The 19011-nt window shown below is 72.3% G+C and carries 14 protein-coding genes; 7 read left to right on the top strand and 7 right to left on the bottom strand.

Going from position 1 to position 19011, the window contains the following annotated elements; all coding sequences use genetic code 11:
- Positions 1-11: 11 nt before the first annotated feature.
- Both ACFV0T_RS03650 and ACFV0T_RS03645 read right to left on the bottom strand, forming a co-directional pair.
- Positions 12-659, bottom strand: a complete 648-nt coding sequence (locus ACFV0T_RS03650) for a DUF4232 domain-containing protein (RefSeq protein ID WP_385774023.1) — start codon at positions 657-659, stop codon at positions 12-14.
- Positions 660-802: 143 nt separating this feature from the next.
- A complete protein-coding gene (locus ACFV0T_RS03645) occupies positions 803-3208 on the bottom strand; it encodes a SpoIIE family protein phosphatase (RefSeq protein ID WP_385774021.1) in 2406 nt (801 codons plus the stop codon).
- Positions 3209-3540: 332 nt separating this feature from the next.
- On the opposite strand from ACFV0T_RS03645, the gene ACFV0T_RS03640 reads away from it, so the two are divergent.
- From ACFV0T_RS03640 to ACFV0T_RS03620, 5 genes are all read left to right on the top strand, one after another.
- A complete protein-coding gene (locus ACFV0T_RS03640) occupies positions 3541-6630 on the top strand; it encodes a glycoside hydrolase family 2 TIM barrel-domain containing protein (protein ID WP_385774019.1) in 3090 nt (1029 codons plus the stop codon).
- A gap of 167 nt (positions 6631-6797) precedes the next feature.
- Positions 6798-9041 (top strand): glycoside hydrolase family 9 protein, encoded by a 2244-nt coding sequence (locus tag ACFV0T_RS03635; protein WP_385774017.1) that lies wholly within the window; start codon positions 6798-6800, stop codon positions 9039-9041.
- Between the two features lie 125 nt (positions 9042-9166).
- The gene (locus tag ACFV0T_RS03630; protein WP_385774015.1) at positions 9167-9412 is read left to right on the top strand and encodes a hypothetical protein; all 246 of its coding nucleotides are present in this window, start codon (positions 9167-9169) and stop codon (positions 9410-9412) included.
- A 3-nt stretch (positions 9413-9415) separates the two neighbouring features.
- Positions 9416-9793 carry a toxin Doc gene (locus ACFV0T_RS03625; RefSeq protein ID WP_385774013.1) on the top strand — a complete coding sequence of 126 codons (378 nt, stop codon included), beginning with the start codon at positions 9416-9418 and terminating at the stop codon, positions 9791-9793.
- 361 nt (positions 9794-10154) lie between these two features.
- A complete protein-coding gene (locus tag ACFV0T_RS03620) occupies positions 10155-11813 on the top strand; it encodes a ricin-type beta-trefoil lectin domain protein (RefSeq protein ID WP_385774011.1) in 1659 nt (552 codons plus the stop codon).
- Positions 11814-11939: 126 nt separating this feature from the next.
- Here the strand turns inward: ACFV0T_RS03620 and ACFV0T_RS03615 are convergent, their stop codons facing one another.
- The 3 genes from ACFV0T_RS03615 to ACFV0T_RS03605 all read right to left on the bottom strand — a co-directional run bounded on the left by ACFV0T_RS03615 (position 11940) and on the right by ACFV0T_RS03605 (position 14862).
- The gene (locus ACFV0T_RS03615; RefSeq protein ID WP_385774009.1) at positions 11940-12506 is read right to left on the bottom strand and encodes a hypothetical protein; all 567 of its coding nucleotides are present in this window, start codon (positions 12504-12506) and stop codon (positions 11940-11942) included.
- Between the two features lie 74 nt (positions 12507-12580).
- Complete coding sequence (locus ACFV0T_RS03610; protein ID WP_385774007.1) at positions 12581-14176, bottom strand: sensor histidine kinase; 1596 nt, start codon at positions 14174-14176, stop codon at positions 12581-12583.
- Positions 14173-14862 carry a response regulator gene (locus ACFV0T_RS03605; RefSeq protein ID WP_385774005.1) on the bottom strand — a complete coding sequence of 230 codons (690 nt, stop codon included), beginning with the start codon at positions 14860-14862 and terminating at the stop codon, positions 14173-14175. Before ACFV0T_RS03605 ends, ACFV0T_RS03610 begins: the two co-directional genes overlap by 4 nt.
- Before the next feature lie 187 nt (positions 14863-15049).
- On the opposite strand from ACFV0T_RS03605, the gene ACFV0T_RS03600 reads away from it, so the two are divergent.
- The gene (locus ACFV0T_RS03600; RefSeq protein ID WP_385774003.1) at positions 15050-15961 is read left to right on the top strand and encodes a DUF3152 domain-containing protein; all 912 of its coding nucleotides are present in this window, start codon (positions 15050-15052) and stop codon (positions 15959-15961) included.
- Between the two features lie 129 nt (positions 15962-16090).
- On the opposite strand, the gene ACFV0T_RS03595 is transcribed toward ACFV0T_RS03600, so the two are convergent.
- Together ACFV0T_RS03595 and ACFV0T_RS03590 are read right to left on the bottom strand one after the other, a co-directional pair.
- Positions 16091-17260 (bottom strand): lactate 2-monooxygenase, encoded by a 1170-nt coding sequence (locus ACFV0T_RS03595; protein WP_385774001.1) that lies wholly within the window; start codon positions 17258-17260, stop codon positions 16091-16093.
- Positions 17261-17566: 306 nt separating this feature from the next.
- The gene (locus ACFV0T_RS03590; RefSeq protein WP_385773999.1) at positions 17567-18139 is read right to left on the bottom strand and encodes a hypothetical protein; all 573 of its coding nucleotides are present in this window, start codon (positions 18137-18139) and stop codon (positions 17567-17569) included.
- 324 nt (positions 18140-18463) lie between these two features.
- On the opposite strand from ACFV0T_RS03590, the gene ACFV0T_RS03585 reads away from it, so the two are divergent.
- Positions 18464-18898 (top strand): protease inhibitor, encoded by a 435-nt coding sequence (locus tag ACFV0T_RS03585; RefSeq protein WP_385773997.1) that lies wholly within the window; start codon positions 18464-18466, stop codon positions 18896-18898.
- Positions 18899-19011 lie beyond the last annotated feature (113 nt).

Genomic DNA, 19011 nt, shown 5'->3' with positions numbered 1-19011 from the left:
GGGCGGAGCCGTCAGGCGCCGCTGCCGGGGCTGAACGTCGTCAGGTACACCGACGACGCGGTGCCCGCGACCGGGACCTTGCCGCCCGTCCAGCGCACGGTGAGCTGGTCCCGCTCGTCCGGCGGAGTGACGATGAGCGACGACGGAGTGGCCGTGCTCGCCTCGCTGACCTCCGGGTTGGCGAACGTCAGCCCGGCCCAGGCGCTGCGGCCCGGCGCCAGTGTGACGGTCGTGGGACTGGAGCCGGACTCGCGCTTCGGGTCCGGTCCGACCTGCCGTCCGGCGCCGTCGACGAAAGCGGCGCCGGGGAAGCCGTACAGCGTGCAGGTGCGCGAGGAGGTGTTCGTGAGGACGATCGGGAAGTTCTCCTGCCCGGCTCCCGGGTTGTTGCGGCCGACCGAGGCGCGCAGTTCCGAGGTGTGACAGCGGGTGCCGCGGCCGGCGGCGGCGGTCGTGGGGCCGCCGGTCGCGCCCTGCGGCGTGCTCTGCGGCATGCTCCGTGTGGTTGTCGTCTGCTGGTGCGCGGTGCTCGCCGTGGCGGTCGTCGGCCGGGTGGACCCCGCGGCCGCCGTGCCGTCACCGTCGGCGCAGGCGGTCGCCAGGCCCAGCAGCGCGACCGCGCACAGCAGTGCGGTGGAGGGGCTCTTCGACTGTGACATGTACATCGAGTTCCCTCTTGTGCGCGTCCGATGCGGCAGGCGGGAGGAATGCGTCCGGATCGGCCCGAACGAACTCCTCGCCGCGAACCGGCGCCTCATTGCTCGCCGCAACCAGGATCTCACTCCTCGTCGTCCCCTGGAGTTCACCGCCCGTCGCCCCCGGAGCTCACCCCGTCGTGCAGCGCCAGCTCCGCCCAGATCGTCTTGCCGTCGGAGGTGTGCCGGCTGCCCCAGCGCTGGGTGAGCTGGGCGACCAGCAGCAGTCCCCGGCCGCCCTCGTCCCAGGTCTTCGCGCGCCGCAGGTGCGGGGCCGTGTGACTGGTGTCGGAGACCTCGCAGATCAGTGTGGTCGCGTCATGGATCAGCCGCAGTCGGATGGGACGGGCGCCGTACCGGATGGCGTTGGTGACCAGCTCGCTCACCACCAGCTCGGTCGTGAACGCGGCCTCGCTCAACTCCCAGGCGGCGAGCTGCTCGACGGCCTGTTTACGGATCTCGGCGACCAGCGCCGGGTCGCCCGGGACGTCCCAGGACGCGACCTGGGAGGAGGGCAGCACCTGGGTGCGGGCCAGCAGCAGGGCCACGTCGTCGGCGGCCCCGCCGGCCGGGAGCATCGTGCGCAGGATGCGGTCGCAGGTCTCGTCCAGGGAGTCCGAGGGGGCCGCCAGGGCAGCGGCCAGCAGTCGCCGGCCGGCCGCCGTGTCCCGCTCGCGGGACTCGGTCAGCCCGTCCGTGTAGAAGGCCAGCACGGTGCCTTCGGCCAGGCACAGCTCGGCCGACTCGAAGGGCAGCCCGCCCAGGCCCAGCGGCGGACCCTCGGGCAGGTCGACCTGCCGGGGCGGGCCGCCCGGCGGCACCGCCACCGGCGCGGGATGCCCGGCGCGGGCGAGCGTGCAGCGCCGCGAGACCGGGTCGTACACCGCGTACAGGCAGGTGGCGCCGACCTCACCGGGGCTGCCCTCGCCACCGGCCTCCGCGGACAGCCGTACCACCAGGTCGTCGAGGTGGGTGAGCAGTTCGTCGGGCGCCAGGTCGATGTCCGCGAGGGTGCGTACGGCGGTGCGCAGCCGGCCCATGGTGGCCGAGGCCTGGATGCCGTGGCCGATGACGTCACCCACGACCATGGCGACCCGCATCCCGGACAGCGGGATCACGTCGAACCAGTCGCCGCCCACCCCGGCCCGGGTGGCCGGCAGATAGCGCGAGGCCGCTGTCACGGCCGCGGTCCGCGGCAGGGTCCGGGGGAGCAGGCTGCGTTGCAGCGCGAGGGCCGTCTCGCGTTCGCGGGAGAACCGGCGGGCGTTGTCGATACAGACGGCGGCCCGTGCGGTCACCTCCTCGGCCAGCAGCACGTCGTCGGGCGTGAAGGGGTCGGGGCGCAGGAAGCGGGTGAGGACCGCGACGCCGAGGGTCGTGCCGCGGGCCTGGATCGGCACGGACATCGTGGAGTGGATGCCGTACTCCCCGACCCGTCTGTGGCGCGCCGCGTCCCACGTCAGCCACTGGTCCAGGTCGCCGTCCGGGACCGAGGCGACGATCGGGCGGCCGGCCACCAGGCAGTCGGCCTGGGGCGATCCGGCCGGGTAGGACTGGGTGTCCCCCGGCTCGACCACGGCCTCGGGGTCGCCCGGGTGCGCCGACCGGTGGGCGGCCCGGCGCAGCTCTACCGGGGCGGTCGGCGGACCCGGCGGCTCACCGCCGGGATCGGGTGAGTCCAGCAGGTCGACGCTGACGAAGTCGGCGAGGGCGGGGACGCAGACGTCCGCCAACTCCTGGGCGGTCCGGGTGACGTCGAGGGTGGTGCCGATGCGCACGCTCGCCTCGTTGACGAGTTGCAGCCGTTCCCGGGCGAGGTGGTTCTCGGTGAAGTCGTGGGCGGCCAGGCACACCCCCCGCACCCGCCCCTCGCCGTCGGTGACCGGGGTGATCCGGGCCAGCCAGGCGTGCGCCCGGTCCTCGCCCCCGGTGCGGGTGTAGGTCTGGACGTCCAGCGGCCGCCCGGAGACGAGCACCTTCAGCAGGTGCTCCTCCAGGTCCGCGCTCTGGGTCCGGCCACCGATCTCGGCGACCCGCAGTCCCCGGACGCGCTCCTCGGGCAGACCGATCACCCGGGCCATGGCGTCGTTGAGGTGGCGCAGCCGCAGCCGCTCGTCGTAGACCGAGAGGGCGCACGGGGACTGGAGCAGCGCCGCCGCGGTCAGCGGATCGTCCGTCGCCGGGGGTTCGCCGCCTTCCAGCGGGGTGACGACGAGCCAGTGGTCGGGGCCGCCGTCGTGTGGTCGCCGGTGGTGGGCGAGCAGCCAGACGGAGACCGTACGGCCGTCGCGGTGGCGCAGCGCGACCGTGCCGTGCCGACGGTTCTCGGCCTGGGCGGGCACCGCGGCGGCGACCCCGTCGGCGAGCAGCCGTGCGGCCGGCCGTCCGACGACCTCGGCCGCCTCCCAGCCCAGCAGCCGTCGGGCCCCCGCGTTCCAATCGGACAGCGTGCCGTCGTCCGCGATGACAGCCCGCGCCGTCGCGGCATCGTCGAACGGGTAGTCCGGGCTCATCCTCGCCACTCCATCGCGCACACTCACAGTGACAAGCGGGTCACTTGAGCCCTCAGCGTAGTGCGTCCGGGTCCCGCGTGGACGGTGACCTCGCTCGGACGGCGAGACGGTCGCGAGGACGCCCGGCCGTCGTCCCGCGCACGCGGCCGGCCGCCACCCCGTAGGCACCCTCCGCCGGCACCCCGTAGGTGATTCCGTCCGTCGTCCCGCACGTGACGCCCGGTGCAGAAGAGCGCTTCCGGACCCTTGACGGGCCCGTGTGGCACGTCGTCAGATTCTGTTTGTCCGCGATCAGTTGTGAGTACTTCTGGGCCCTATGAGGGAGAGTCGTCATGACGGTCACTCGCAGATCCGTACTGCTGGCCTCGGCCGCCACACCGGTCGCCGGAGCGCTGCTGGACACCTCGGTGGCACGGGCCGCCGAGGCGGCCGGGACCGGTTCCGGCCGCCGCACCTTCGCCCTGCGCGACGGCTGGCGCTTCGCGCTGGTCAGTGCGGACGGGATCACCGACCCGACCGGCGCGTACGCCGACGCGGCCGACCCCCGCCACGACGACTCGGGGTGGCGCGAGGTAGCCGTTCCCCATGACTGGAGCATCGAGCAGACCCCCACCACCGAGCACGGCACCACCAGCGGCACCGGCTTCTTCCCCGGCGGACTCGGCTGGTACCGCCTCGCCTTCACCCTGCCCCCGGCCCTCGCCGGCCGGCGGATCTCGGTGGAGTTCGACGGCGTCTACATGGACTCCCACGTCTACTGCAACGGCACCGAGGTCGGCCGCCACCCCTACGGCTACACGGGCTTCGCCCTCGACCTGACCGGCCTGGTGCACACCGACGGCAGGACCGAGAACGTCCTCGCGGTCAAGGTCCAGAACCAGTTGCCCAGCAGCCGCTGGTACTCGGGCAGCGGCATCTACCGCGAGGCCCGCCTGGTCGTCACCGAACCGGTGCACGTGGCGCGCTGGGGCACGTACGTCACCACGCCCGAGGTCACCGCCGAGCGGGCCGTCGTACGGGTGCGGACCTCCGTGGTCAACGCCTCCGGCGCCGCGGCCGACGTCGAGGTGGTCTCGCGGATCGTCGCTCCCGGCGGCCGCACCGTCGCCCGCGCGTCCAGCACGGTCACCGTCACCGACGAGGCCACCGAGACCCACGAACTCACCGTCCCCGACCCGAAGACGTGGGACTTCGACACCCCCCGCCGCTACACGCTGGAGACCGAACTGCGCGTCGGCGGCGAGCCGGCCGACACCTACCGCACCCCCTTCGGCATCCGCGCCTTCCGCTTCGATCCCGACGAGGGCTTCCACCTCAACGGCACCCACGCCAAGATCAAGGGTGTCGACCTGCACCACGACCTCGGCGCGCTGGGCGCCGCGATCAGCGTGGACGCGGTACGCCGGCAGATGACGCTCATGAAGTCGATGGGTGTCAACGCCTTCCGTACCTCCCACAACCCGCCCTCGCCGCAGATGATCCAGGTCTGCGAGGAACTGGGCATCGTGATGATGGTGGAGGCGTTCGACTGCTGGCGCACCGGCAAGACGCGCTACGACTACGGCCGCTTCTTCGACGAGTGGTGCGAACGGGACGCCACCGAGATGGTCCTCGCGGCCCGCAACTCGCCCGCAGTGGTGCTGTGGTCCATCGGCAACGAGGTGCCCGACTCCACCTCCACCGCCGGGCTCGCGATGGCTGACCGCGTCATCGGCGCGATCAGGGCCGCCGACGACACCCGCCCGCTCGTCATCGGCTCCGACAAGTACCGGCGGCTGCCGGCGAAGGGCTCCGCCGCCGACCTCATGCTGGCCAAGCTGGACGGACTCGGCCTCAACTACAACACCGCACAGTCCGTGGACGCCCTGCACGCGGCCTACCCGCATCTCTTCCTCTTCGAGTCCGAGTCGTCGTCCGAGACCTCCACGCGCGGCACCTACCAGGAGCCGGAGCACCTCAACACCGGCGAGAACCACACCCCCGGCCAGCGGGCGACCTCCTCCTACGACAACAACCTCGCCTCCTGGACGATGAGCGGCGAGTACGGGCACAAGAAGGACCGGGACCGGAAGTGGTTCGCGGGTCAGTTCCTGTGGTCGGGCATCGACTACATCGGAGAACCCACCCCGTACGACGTCTTCCCGGTGAAGGCGTCCTTCTTCGGCGCGGTCGACACGGCGGGCTTCCCGAAGGACATGTACCACCTCTTCCGCAGCCAGTGGGCCGACGAGCCGATGGTGCACCTGCTGCCGACGACGTGGAACCACGAGCCGGGCGACACGGTCGAGGTGTGGGCCTACGCGAACGTCGACACCGTCGAGCTGTTCCTCAACGGAAAGTCCCTGGGCACGCGGACGTTCGACACCAAGACGACCGTCGACGGACGTGGCTATCTGGAGACCACCGAGGCGACCGGCGACGACAAGACCTTCACCGGCGGCCCCTACCCGGGGAGTTACACGAGCCCCAACGGCAGCGCGGGCAAGCTCCATCTGACCTGGAAGGTGACGTACGAGCCGGGCGAGCTGAAGGCGGTGGCCCGGCACGGCGGCGGCCGGACGGTCGCCACCGACGTCCTGCGCACGGCCGGCGCCCCGCACGCGGTACGGCTCACCGCGGACCGCAAGTCCCTGTCCGCCGACGGGCGTTCGCTGGTCTTCGTGACCGCGGAGATCGTCGACGCGCACGGGGTGGTGGTGCCCGACGCCGAGGACCTGATCGCCTTCGAGGTGAAGGGCGGCTCGCTCGCCGGACTCGACAACGGCCGCCAGGAGAGCGCCGAGCGCTACCAGTCCGCCACCCGGACCGCCTTCCACGGCAAGGCCCTGGCCATCGTGCGCTCCGGCACCCGCGCGGGCGCGCTGCAGGTGACGGCACGCGCGCGGGGCCTGCGCACGGACACCGCGACCGTGCGGACCACCGCGTCGCGGTCGGCGACGACCACCCCGGCCGCCCGGTTCCCGCCCGACCAACCGGCTCCGCCTGCCTGGCCGCACGCGGACGCCGGTTACTCCGGCCGTCCCGACACGCTTCCCGCCGCCATGCTGGACGGCGACCCCGCCACTGGCTGGTCCAACGCCTTCGCGAAGGCGGCGACCGCCCTGCTGCCCGCCTTCGTCGGCGCGCGGGCGCGGGACTGGGTGACGGTGGACTGGGGGCGGCCGAGGAGCTTCGACCGGGTGGCGGTGTCCTTCACCGTGGACGGCACGCACAGCCTGCCCGTGTCGGTCGAGGTCACGGTCTGGAACGGCCGCCGCTACGCGCCGGTCACCGGGGTGTCCGTCGACTGGGCCACCGCTTCGGACACCCCGACGGTGATCGCCTTCGACGCGGTGAGGGGCTCCCGGCTGCGGTTGGTGCTGACGAGCGGTCACCCGGGCGAGGTCCGAGGGGCCGTGCGGATCAGCGAGTTGGAGGCGTAGCCGGGCCCGCGGTCCGGACGGGAAGCGGTTCCCGTCCGGCCGTCGTCCGGACCGGTTCCCGTCCGGACCGTTGACGGGGTGTCATGTCTGCAACAAACATGGCGTGCGTCCGCATCTGGGAGCGCTCCCACCGGAGCGCGGCCCGCACCTCCCCGAGGAGCCCAGACGTGAAACGACGCAGAACCGCCCTGTTGTCCCTGGCCGCGCTGCTGGGCGCGGCGCTCACCGGGCTGCCCGTCCAGCAGGCCGGGGCCGACGAGGTCGAGCAGCTCAGGAACGGCGCCTTCGACACCACCACCGACCCCTGGTGGACGACCGCCGACGTCACCCCGGCGCTCCTGGACGGCCGGCTGTGCGCGGACGTGCCGGGTGGCACCGCCGACCCCTGGGACACCGCCGTCGGCCAGAACGACGTCACCCTGGTGAAGGGGGAGTCGTACCGCTTCTCCTTCACCGCGTCCGCCGCACCCGAGGGCCATGCCGCCCGGGCGATCGTGGGACTCCAGGACGCGCCCTACGACACCTGGTACGAAGCGACCCCGCAGCCGAGCGCCTCGGGGGACTCCTACAGCTACACCTTCACCTCGCCCGTCGACACCGACCGGGCCCAGGTCGCCTTCCAGGTCGGCGGCGGCGCGGACGCCTGGCGGTTCTGCCTGGACGACGTGTCCCTGCTGGGCGGCGTCCCGCCGGAGGTGTACGAGCCCGACACCGGACCGCGCGTCCGCGTCAACCAGGTCGCCTATCTGCCCGCCGGACCCAAGAACGCCACCCTGGTCACCGACGCCACCGCGAAAGTGCCCTGGCAGCTGAAGAACGCCGGGGGCACCACGGTCGCCCACGGCTGGAGCGCGCCGCGCGGCACCGACGTCTCCTCCGGGCAGCACGTCCACTCCCTCGACTTCGGCGCCTACCGCAGGCCGGGCACCGGCTTCACGCTGGTCGCCGACGGCGAGACCAGCCGTCCCTTCGACATCGGCACCGCCGCCTACGAGCGACTGCGGCTGGACGCGGTGAAGTACTACTACACCCAGCGCAGCGGCATCGCGATCAGCGACGGACTCCGCCCGGGCTACGGCCGACCGGCCGGCCATCTGGACGCCGCCCCCAACCAGGGTGACGCGAACGTCCCCTGTCAGCCCGGAGTGTGCGACTACACGCGCGACGTCACCGGCGGCTGGTACGACGCCGGCGACCACGGCAAGTACGTGGTCAACGGCGGCATCGCCACCTGGGAGCTGCTGAGCACCTACGAACGCTCCCTGCTCGCCCGCACCGGCCGGCCCTCGAAGCTCGGGGACGGCACCCTCGCCGTTCCCGAGAGCGGCAACCATGTGCCGGACATCCTCGACGAGGCCCGCTGGGAGCTGGAGTTCCTGCTGCGCATGCAGGTGCCGGACGGGCAGCCGCTGGCCGGCATGGCCCACCACAAGATCCACGACCAGCAGTGGACGGGCCTGCCGCTGCTGCCGAGCGACGACCCGCAGCCGCGTGAACTGCATCCGCCGTCCACCCAGGCGACCCTGAACCTGGCGGCGACGGCCGCACAGGCGGCCCGTCTGTACCGCCCCTACGACCGGGCGTTCGCGGCGAAGGCCCTCGGCGCGGCCCGCAAGGCCTGGACGGCGGCTCTGGCCCACCCCGACCGCTACGCGGACCCGAACGACGGTACCGGCGGCGGCGCCTACCCCGACTCCGACGCGAGCGACGAGTTCTACTGGGCCGCCGCCGAGCTGTATCTCACCACCGGAGAAAGGCAGTTCGAGACGTACGTCCTGAACTCCCCGGTGCACACCGCCGACATCTTCGGCAGCCTCGGCTTCGACTGGGGCCGCACGGCGGCGGCGGGCCGCCTCGACCTCGCGGCCGTCCCGAGCCGGCTCCCGGGCCGCGACCGGGTGCGCCGCTCCGTGGTCACGGGCGCGGACCGCTATCTGGCCACCCTGACGTCCCAGCCGTACGGCATGCCCTACGCCCCCGCCGACAACGTCTACGACTGGGGCTCCAGTCACCAGGTCCTCAACAACGCCGTGGTGATCTCGGCCGCGTACGACATCACGGGCGCCGCCCGGTACCGCGACGGCGCCGTCCAGAGCATGGATTACGTGCTCGGCCGCAACGCTCTGAACATCTCCTACGTCACCGGCTACGGCGAGGTCAGCTCCCACCGGCAGCACAGCCGCTGGTACGCCCACGAACTCGACCCGAGCCTGCCGGATCCGCCCGCCGGCACGCTCGCCGGGGGCCCCAACTCCGGGATCCAGGACCCCTACGCGCAGAGCAGGCTCCAGGGGTGCGTCGGCCAGTTCTGCTACATCGACGACATCCAGTCCTGGTCGACGAACGAGACCGCGATCAACTGGAACGCGGCACTGGCCCGGATGGCGTCCTTCGTGGCCGATCAGGGATGAGCGCGCGGACGGCCCCGCTCCGGCACCGGACCGGGGCCGCCCGCGGCACCCTGTCGGTACCCTTCGATACCGTCACTGACCTGCGCATATTTACGAGAAAGTACCCGCGCGGTACCGTGAGTGGCATGCCAGCTCTCAACGTGGAGTTCAGCGACCGCGAGCTAGAGGATCTGCGGCAGATCGCCAAGGAGCGCGGTACGTCGATGAAGGCGCTCGTACGCGAGGCCGCCGCGGCCGACATAGCCCGGCACCGGGCGCTGCAAGAGGGGGCGGACGCGTTCCGCCGGTTCTTCTCGGCCCACGCCGAGGAATTCGCGGCCGCCTTCCCGGACGACGAACCGCCCGTCAAGGGCGAGGGGCGGGCCGCCTGAGCGATGGCACCCGTCATCCATATCGATGTGCCCTGGCTGCTCCAGCGCCATGAGGAAGTCCTGCCCGACCAGCCCACCGTCAACGACTTCTCCGCACTGGTGGCCGCCGTCGCCCGGCATCGTGTCGACCCGCCCCGCCTCGGGATCGACTCCGATCCAGCCTGGCGCGCCGCCGCACTGCTGCACACCCTCGCCCTGCTGAAGCCCCTGCCCACGGCCAACGCGCGTTTCGCCTGTGCGACGGCGGTGGCGTACATGTTCGTCAGCGGCGTCGGCATCGACCCGCCGTACGGCGCCCTCGTCGACCTCACCCGTGACCTGATGAGCGGTAAGGCGGACGTCTACGGCGCGGCCGACCGGCTGCGTTCCTGGCAGATCTGACGCCGCCACCCGCGCCCCGGAGCGGGGTGCGCCGCTCCGGGGCGCGGGGGATTCAGGCGGGGCGCGGGGAATCCCGAAAGCCCGCACAAGGACCCTGCGCGGGCAGCGTATTTGACGCAATTTCTAAGAAGCGCATGTTGCTCTCGCGGCTTGTTGTGTGCGAGTGAGTTGTGTAAAGCTGAACCACTCGTGCGGGGCGCAATGGCCGGGCCGCATTACCCCTTCGGTGATCCGGGGCCGGTACGCGTCCGGCGAATTCGCCTCCCTCGCACCCGCCCCGAAAGGTACGTGCCAATCCCGCGGCCCTTTCGGTGACATGAAATTCTGTGTGCTCACGCGCGCGTGGGAAGGAATCCGTTCAGTGCCCACCCCCCACCCTCCTCGTCCGCCCTTTACCCCGCCCGGCGGGGATCCCGGAGAGTCCGACGAGACCCTCGCTCTCCGGATGAGGGGCGGCCCGGACGCCGAGGTCGCCCAGTCGACCGCGCTGCTCATGGCGCGGCACTGGCAGCCGGTGCACGCCTACGCGGCGATCTGTCTGGCCTCCTCGGCGCAGATCGCCGCGATGGTCACCGGGGCCGCGTTCCACCAGGTCTTCGACCGGCTCAACCTGGGCGAACCGGCCACCGCGCTGCGCCCCCGGCTGCTGGTGACCGTGCGGGACACCGTCCGGCACTGGGCGGAGGCGGACCGAACAGCCGTAGTTCTGCCGGAGTTGCAGAAACCCGCCGGCGGGCGCGGTATGCGCGCCGCCAAGTCCATGACGGCCGAGAACCGCGAACTGGCCCAGCGGGCGTTCCAGTCCCTTCCCCCGGACGCGCAGTGCCTGCTCTGGCACACCGAGGTAGAGGCGGAGCCCGTCTTCGTCCCTGCGGGCCTGCTGGGTCTGGACCTCGACACCGCGTCGGCCGTGCTGGAGCAGGCTCAGGAGAAATTCCGCCAGGGCTGCGTACGCGCCCACCGGGAACTGGCGCCGACCGACGAATGCCGTTTCTACAACCGGCTTCTCGACGTTCCCATGCGCCGTGGCGGCGGCCTGCTGCCGGATGTCCAGCAACATCTGTCGGAGTGCCGCTACTGCCGTTCCGCCGCCGAACAACTCGGCCACTTCGAGGGCGGCCTGGGAACCCTGCTCGCCGAGGCGGTGCTCGGCTGGGGCGCCCGCCGTTACGTCGACTCGCGCCCGGGACGCTCCGCCCAGCCCGGTGCCCGCACCCGAGGCTCCGCCCGGCACGGTGGCGGAGGCTCGCGCCGCGCGGGCGGCCGGAGCATTCTGGCCCGCATCCCTGTGCCGGCCCGGCGGGCGGCGCCGGACGAGGGACGCTCGCCCCGGGCGCTGCGCACCGGCGTCGGTCTGGCCTCGGCCGGAGTTCTGACGAGCCTGCTGGTCGTCGGCCTCTGGACGGGCGACGACGGCGGCGTCGACCCGGCCGCCTCCACCAGCGTCAGCGGCGGCCGGGGCACGGCCCCCGGCGCCGACTCCTCGCTGCCGCCCGCCGTCTCCACCGCCCCACCGGGCAGCGCCCAACTGCCCACCGCGCAGCGGCAGACCAGACTGCGCAACATCGCCGCCGACCTGTGCCTGGACTTCGCCGGCGCGGCCCAGCCGGGGACGGCCGTCGAACTCGCGCAGTGCTCCTCGGCCTGGACCCAGCAGTGGGCGTACGAGAATGACGGGCTGGTGCGCAGCGTCGCCGATCCGGCACTGTGTCTGGACTCGCGCGCGGACGCCGGTGTCGTCGTCCTCGGGGTCTGCGCGCGGGAGAAGGACGCCCGGGGTGACGACGTGCGCTACGACCTCACCGTGCAGGGCGAGTTGCTGCCCCGCTGGGACGAGACCCTCGCGCTCGCCACGGCCGGCGAGAACCCGGGCGCCGACCTCGTCGTCAAGGCCCGTGACAGGTCCGCCGGCCAGCGCTGGCTGACCGATGTGGCCTCGGCCGCCCCGGGTTCGCTGTCGATCACCGGCAGCGACGGCCCGACCGCGCGACCCGTCGAGCTCTCGGAACGGACGGCCTAGGTCCGCTGTCCGGTACCACGCCGGGCGGCCTCGCGGTCCCCGTGTCGGCCGGGGCCGGGCGCCGGGTGCCGTGCGGCTTCACCGCCGTCACCGCCGTCGGCGGCGACGGCTGCGTACGGGCGGCTCCTACGGCTGGAGGGGCTTGGGACACGAGTCGTTCGACTGTGTCATCGTCCATCCGTTGCCGAGCACGCGGACGCTCGTGGGTGCGGCGCTGTGCAGCGCGGGGTCGGCAGGAGCCGCGGAGTCACCGGCACCGGTCGGGTCCGCGTTCGCGGGCACCGGGTTGTACGACAGCTGGGCCACCGTGCACGCCAACTGCAGCATGGCCAGGTGGCTCAGGGGCGGGACGTCCTCGAGGAGCCGGACGGAGAAGGTGTTGTCGCCGCCGAGCGTCACATCCGGTGCCTTCGTCAGGCGGGGCAGTCGGGTGGTCGCGGTCACGGCCTCGCCCCTGGTCGGTCCGTCGAACAGCAGGCTCACGACGGCTCCGAAGTTCCCAGGGTCGCCGACCTTGCGCGGATACGGCTTCAGATCACCGTTGCGCAGGAAATAGAACGGGACGGCGGCCGGGGCCGAGGGCTCGGGGGAGGCCGGCCCGCTCGCCGGGGCGCCGGCCTCGATGACGTCGGACGGAGGGACTCCGCACGACGCCGCCGTGAGCGCGGCCGTGAGTCCGACCAGCAGCGCCACTGTGCGCGAGCCCGCCGTGCGCGAGCCTCCCTTGCGCGAGCCCGCCGTGCGTGGGCCCGCCCTGCGTGGGCCCCTCACCGGGCACCCGCCACGGTGTCGTCGGCGGCCGCGGAGTCACGGCGCAGGGGGAGTTCGACCGTGAACACCGCGCCGCCGCCGGGCAGGTTCGCCGCACGGACACGTCCTCCATGCAGGCGCACGTTCTCCGCCGTGATGGCCAGACCCAGCCCGCTGCTCTCGCTTCTGGTCCGCGAGGTGCTCGCCTTGTAGAAGCGTTCGAAGACATGCGGCACGGCTTCCTCGGCGATCCCCGGTCCGCTGTCGGTCACCTCGATGACGGCCCAGGCCACGTCCGCTCCCTCCTGCCGCACGTCCAGGGTCAGCCGTACCGGCGGCGCCCCGTGCCGCAGCGCGTTGCCGACCAGATTGGCGACCACGACGTCGAGTCGGCGCGGATCCACGCGCGTACGGAGCACACCGGGCCGGGGCAGGCGGGTCTCCACCCGGTCCCGCCACCCCCGCGAGGCGAGGGTGCGCTGTACGGACTCGGCCAAGTCGATCTCGTCCAGGTTGAGTTCGGCCGCGCCCGCGTCGAAGCGGGAGATCTCCATCAGGTCCTCCACCAGCCCGCCGAGCCGACTGGTTCCCTCGCTGATGAGCCGCAGCGCGTCGCCGGTCTCCTGGCCCAGGTGCGGTGCCTTCTCGTCCAGCACGTCGGTGACCGCCGACATCGCCGCCAGCGGTGTCCGCAGTTCGTGGGAGACGTCCGCGACGAAGCGGCGCGCCTGGGCCTCCAGGCGGCGCAGTTCCGCGACCGACCGCTCCAGCGCGGCCGCCGTGTCGTTGAAGGACTGTGAGAGGTCGGCCAGTTCGTCGGAGCCGTCGACGGCCAGCCGGACGTCGAGGTGCCCCTCGGCCATCCGGCGCGTCGCCCCGCGCAACGCCCGCACGGGTCGCAGTACGCCGCTCGCGGCCAGCAACGCCAGGACGACGGCGAGGCCCAGCGCCACCAGGGTGGCGTGCTCGATGGCACTGACCATCGCCTTGACGTAGGCCTCTTCGGTGTCCTGCGGCACCACCAGGTACATCACGAGCCCGGAGAGCTTGGCCTCCGCCCCCTCGCCGTCGAGGTACGTGACCGGCATCCCGACGACGAGACAGGGATGCCCGTCGGCGTTCACCCGCTGGAACACCGCGGCGCGTCGGGTCTGCACGGACCGGCGCAGTTGCGGGCTCACCTTGTCGAAGTCGGCACTCGGCGCGTAGGCGCGGAGGCTGCCGTAGGTGGCCAGGACCCGCCACCCTTGTGACGGGTTGGCCTGGAGCACCTGGTTCACCGCCGCCTGCAACTGCGACCGGCTCGGCGGCAGGGGAGTGTAGAGCGCCACGTCGTCGACGCCGGCCCGGAACTGCCGGATGACGGAATCCTGGCTCTGCTGCAACACGCCCGTGCGGGCCTCCCGGAAGGCGAGGGCTCCGGTGCTCAGGGCGCTGGCCACAGCCACCAGGGCGAAGGCCACCACCAGGCGGAAGCGCAGCCCCCGCAGCGGAAGCGGGACCCGCGCCAGGGCCCTCCGCGGTGACCGCGCCGATCCGGGGCCCCGCCCGGTCGCGGCGGCCTCGCGGTCGCGTCCGGCGGCTCGGGTCCGCAGGGATCTCCGGCCGCTCACGGCGTACCGAAGCGGTAACCGAAGCCGCGTACGGTCTGGATGTGGCGGGTATCCCCGCCCAGCTCACCGAGCTTGCCGCGCAGTCGTTTCACGCAGGCGTCCACGAGCCGTATGTCGCCGTGGTAACTGTGCTCCCAGACGGCTTCGAGCAGCTGCTGGCGGCTGAACACCTGGCCGGGCGAGGCCGACAGGGTCAGCAGCAGCCGAAGCTCGGAAGGGGCGAGCGCGACGGGTTCACCACGGTGGGTCACCTGGAGCCCGGCGCGGTCGACGACCAGCTCGCCGTGCACCTGCGGCCGCGGCCGGACGGAGTCCGGGACCGGGGCGTCCTGCCTGCGCAGCACGGCCCGTATTCGCGCGTCGAGCACCCGGGCCTGCACGGGCTTGACGACGTAGTCGTCCGCGCCGGCCTCCAGCCCGACGACCACGTCGATGTCGTCCCCCTTGGCGGTCACCATGATGATCGGAACCTGCTCGCGATCCCTGATCCGCCGGCAGACGTCGAGGCCGGAGATGCCGGGCAGCATGAGGTCGAGCACGACGACGTCCGGGCGGAAGGGGCGGAGCTGTTCCAATCCCTCTTCACCCGTTCCGGCGGCGTGGACCTCGTGCCCCTGATGTCGGAGCGCCAACTGGACGGCCTTACGGACATCTGGGTCGTCTTCGACAATCAGGACTCGGGGCACGTCGACAGTGTAGGCAGATCGTGTTCGGTGCCCGTCCTGAGCGAAGGCTCCGCTCGGGAGCTGTTACAGAAGGGTCATAAGGGGGCGGGCGTGCGAGTGGCGCCCCGGCCGGGGCGGAAGTACGCGTTATCGATTCGAGACCATTCGAACCAGGGGCCATCATCTGGCCCGGCCAGCCTGAGCTGCCATGCAATCGGTACGAGAGCGGGAATCCGCATCGCCCGCCGGCAGCGACGAGTCCCCGCGCCGCGGTGGCCGTCGACAACGGTCCTCCCGCCAGGGCCGGCGCCGGACCTCCCACCGCCGGGGCCGCCCGCGCCGCCGGGGCCGGAGCCTGCTGATCGGCACACTGGTGGCCGCCGGCCTGCTCGGCTCCGCGATGTTCGTCCTGGACGGCGGGCGGAAAGAGGAGTCGAGCGGTGCGGCGCACCCGCGGAGCAGGGTGCACACCACGCCCACGCCCACCCCGGCCTCCACTCCCACCCCGACGCCCACGCCGACTCCGACTCCGACGGAGATCGAGATCCCCTCGACCGGCAGCGGCACGTTCGTCGCCGCGCGCACCGACGGCGCGAAGGTGGGGCATGGTCCGCGTCCGCTCCGCTACGTGGTGGAGGTCGAGACCGGGCTCGACGTCTCGCCGGCCCAGGCGGCGAACGAGATAGCCGGGATACTCGCCGCTCCCCGGGGCTGGACCCACGACCGGGCCCGTTCCTTCCAGCTGGTGCGCGAGGGGCAGTCCTACGACCTCAAGGTGAGGATCGCGACACCGGGAACGGCGGACGCCCTGTGCTGGGCGGGCATCCATCAGGACACCAAGGGTGAGTACAACTGCGAGATCCCCGGCGGGGTGGTGGTCAACCTCAGGCGCTGGGCCGAGGGTTCACCGACGTTCGACGGTTCGATCCATGACTACCGGGCGCTGATCATCAACCACGAGATGGGGCATTTCCTGGGCTACCCCCACATGACCTGCGCGGGCCCCGGGCGACCGGCCCCCGTGATGATGCAGCAGATCAAGGGCCTGCACGGCTGCGTCGCCAACGCCTGGCCCTACGACAGGAGCGGTGAGCTCGTCGCCGGGCCGCATGTGCCGTGAACCGGCGTCACGGCAGAGCGTCGACGTTCCGCGCCGCCGGGACATCGGCCGCGCGCCAGGGCCTGTCCGGCCGATCAGGTCCGCGGCACGATCGGCCGGACAGGACTCACCGGGCCCCGCCGCCCGCGGTCACACGGTGTCCTCGACGAGGTCCGCGGCGCCGACGTCGGCGGGGCGCGAGTGCCCCGACAGGGCGAGGGTGAGGTCCAGTTCGGCGAGCAGACAGCGGATCACGTGCTCGACGCCGGACTGGCCGTCGAGGCCGAGCCCGTAGGCGTAGGGGCGACCGACCAGGACGGCCCGCGCGCCGAGGGCGAGCGCCTTCACGATGTCGTCGCCGGTGCGGATGCCGCTGTCGAACAGGACGGTGAGCCGGTCGCCGACCGCCTCGGCGACGCGGGGCAGCGCGTCGGCCGCGGCCACCGAACCGGCCACCTGCCGGCCGCCGTGGTTCGACACCACGACTCCGTCCATGCCGGCGTCGGCGGCGAGCCGGGCGTCGTCCGGGTGCAGGACGCCCTTCAGCACGATCGGGCCGTCCCAGTTCTCGCGCAGGAACGCCAGGTCCGGCCAGGTCTTGCCGGGGTCAGCGAACATGCCGACGAAGTGCATCACCGCCGCGTTCGGATCCTCGTGCACCGGCTTGGCCAAGCCCGCCCGGAAGGCCGGGTCGGAGAAGTAGTTGGCGGTGCCCACGCCGTGCAGGAACGGCAGGTACGCCTGGTCGAGGTCGCGCGGCCGCCAGGCCAGCAGCGGGGTGTCCAGCGTGACGAACAGCGCCGTGTACCCGGCCGCTTTCGCCCGGTTCAAGAAGCTCCGGGTGACCTCGCGGTCCTTGGCCCAGTACAGCTGGAACCAGCGCTCGGCGTCGCCCATCGCCTCCGCGACCTGTTCCATGGGTGTGCTGGACGCCGAGGACAGGATGTACGGCACGCCCTGTGCGGCGGCGGCCCGGGCGGCGGCGGGCTCGGCGTCCGGATGCATGATCGACAGCACGCCGACCGGCGCCAGGGCGAGGGGCGCGGGCAGCGAGCGGCCCAGAATCTCCACCGACAGATCGCGCTCGTGCACGTCCCGCAGCATGCGCGGCACGATCCGGCGGCGTGCCAGGGCCGCCCGGTTGGCGCGGGCCGTACTGCCGTCGCCCGCGCTGCCCGCCACATAGCCGACCGGGCCGGGGCCGAGCCGCTGCTCGGTCAGCTCCTCCAGCCGGGTCAGATCGGTGGGCAGCCGGGGGACCGCACCCGTCATCCCGTTGAGATAGATCTCGTACTGGAAGTCCGCCCAGTGCTTCGCCATCCGTACGTCCGCCTCTCGTCGTCGAGCATGCGCTGCACGCCGACCATACTCGCGAGTACGGACCCGTCCGCAGGCCAGGGGCCGGACCGTGGTTCAGAGGCCGGACCGTGCTCCAGGAGCCGGACCGTGCTCCAGGAGCCGTCGGCCGACTCGTACAGGACGCGGGCGAGTTGGCGAGGCTGCGCACCACCCGGCGCGGCCGGTCGCCGATCCGCTCGGCCGACGGACGGGTAGGCCGGAGCAGCTGTGTCCGACCAGGACCGACGTCGCGGAGGGGTCCGACAACGGGTACGGCCGTCGCCGCGCTCACTCCTCGTCGGCCCGGTGGTCCTCCCGGTGTTCGTCGTGCTCGTCGTGCTCGGTGTCCGGTCCCTGCGCCCGTACCCGCTGGACGTGTTCGAGGGAGTCCCGCAGTTCGGCGAGCCAGTCGTCGGTGTGGCGCTCGACCAGGCGTACGCACCAGGCCAGGGCGTCGCTGCGGCTGCGGGCGACCCCGCCGGCGATCAGGGTGTCGAGGACCGCGCGCTCGGGCTGCCGCAGCCGGGTCATCACGGGCGCGGCGACATGCGTGAACAGGGCGCGCTCCGCCCCGCACCGCACACCCCAGGAGACCTTGCGGCCGAACCGGTGCTCGGCCTCGCCCGCCACCGCCATGCGGACCTCGCGGGTGCGTTCGCGGAACTCCTGGATCCGGCTGCGTACCGCGGCCTCCCGCTCGACGGGCGGGGCGTCCTCGGTCAACCCCGGTTCGGGTATCCGGCCGATCACGGTGATCTCCTCGCGGTCGACCGTCACCTCGGTCAGCTCCTCGAAGAGATCGTCGGGCAGACGGCCGGCGAACCAGCCGCGAAGCTTCTCCCGCTGCTCTGTCGTAATCATGTAATGACGATTACTCCGTTCAAAGATGAACGCAAGGGGCTGCGAAGGAGTCCGCCGAGAGCGGAAGCGGAATGTTTCAGGACGATTAACGAGCGGGTGGAATCAGGCCATCTGGCCAGTTCGACGGAGCGGGAGCCGTGCGATTGCGCGGTCGGCGCGTTCGAATTCCGTGACTTCACGCCACTGATTCAATACGCAATGTTACTGAAACCTGTGGGTTGGATGTGTGTTTCGGCGGCGGACTCGGCAGACTCGCGCTCGCCGCCGTGGCACCCACCGGGTCGCGGCCGGCACCTCCTCGAATCGAGCGGAAGGATGCACACAATGCGGAACACCGCGCGTCTGGCAGCAACCATCGGTCTTACCGCCGCCGCCGTCTGCGGACCCCTCACCGGGGCCTCCGTGGCCGCCCAGGACGCCACCCCGACCTCGCTCTACGCCCCGTCCGCCCTGGTGCTCACCATGGGTCACGGCGAGAGCGCCGCCGTCTCGAGCCCGGCGCGGGCGGTCACTCTGACCTGCGCCCCGACGGCGTCGGGCACCCATCCCACGGCCGCCCTGGCCTGCGCGGAACTACGGTCCACCGGAGGCGACTTCGACGCCCTGGTGAGTAGAGACGACGTGCAGTGCACCAAGCAGTACCACCCCGTCGTCGTCACGGTGGACGGCGTCTGGCAGGGCAAGCGCGTCTCCTACGAGCGCACCTTCGCCAACGAGTGCGTGAAGAACTCCTACGGGACCAGCGTGTTCGAGTTCTGAATGGACCGGGATCGTACGGCCCCGTGAGCGATACGAGCGGCCCGCAGGTGGGGAGTGCGAGCCCCAGTCGCGGGAGCCGTGCGATCTCGCACCGGGGGCCGGCCGGGCGGAGT

It is taken from the genome of Streptomyces sp. NPDC059582 (assembly GCF_042735715.1).
In the GTDB taxonomy this organism is placed as follows: Bacteria; Actinomycetota; Actinomycetes; order Streptomycetales; family Streptomycetaceae; genus Streptomyces.
Note: the sequence above shows the minus strand (reverse complement) of the source record. Positions and strands in the feature narration are given on the sequence as shown.

What these genes read in the sequence shown, in the direction of transcription:
- ACFV0T_RS03650 (WP_385774023.1), bottom strand. Translation starts at nt 659, where the DNA reads ATGTCACAGTCGAAGAGCCCCTCCACCGCACTGCTGTGCGCGGTCGCG.
- ACFV0T_RS03645 (WP_385774021.1), bottom strand. Translation starts at nt 3,208, where the DNA reads ATGAGCCCGGACTACCCGTTCGACGATGCCGCGACGGCGCGGGCTGTC.
- ACFV0T_RS03640 (WP_385774019.1), top strand. Translation starts at nt 3,541, where the DNA reads ATGACGGTCACTCGCAGATCCGTACTGCTGGCCTCGGCCGCCACACCG.
- ACFV0T_RS03630 (WP_385774015.1), top strand. Translation starts at nt 9,167, where the DNA reads ATGCCAGCTCTCAACGTGGAGTTCAGCGACCGCGAGCTAGAGGATCTG.
- ACFV0T_RS03625 (WP_385774013.1), top strand. Translation starts at nt 9,416, where the DNA reads ATGGCACCCGTCATCCATATCGATGTGCCCTGGCTGCTCCAGCGCCAT.
- ACFV0T_RS03600 (WP_385774003.1), top strand. Translation starts at nt 15,050, where the DNA reads ATGCAATCGGTACGAGAGCGGGAATCCGCATCGCCCGCCGGCAGCGAC.
- ACFV0T_RS03595 (WP_385774001.1), bottom strand. Translation starts at nt 17,260, where the DNA reads ATGGCGAAGCACTGGGCGGACTTCCAGTACGAGATCTATCTCAACGGG.
- ACFV0T_RS03590 (WP_385773999.1), bottom strand. Translation starts at nt 18,139, where the DNA reads ATGATTACGACAGAGCAGCGGGAGAAGCTTCGCGGCTGGTTCGCCGGC.
- ACFV0T_RS03585 (WP_385773997.1), top strand. Translation starts at nt 18,464, where the DNA reads ATGCGGAACACCGCGCGTCTGGCAGCAACCATCGGTCTTACCGCCGCC.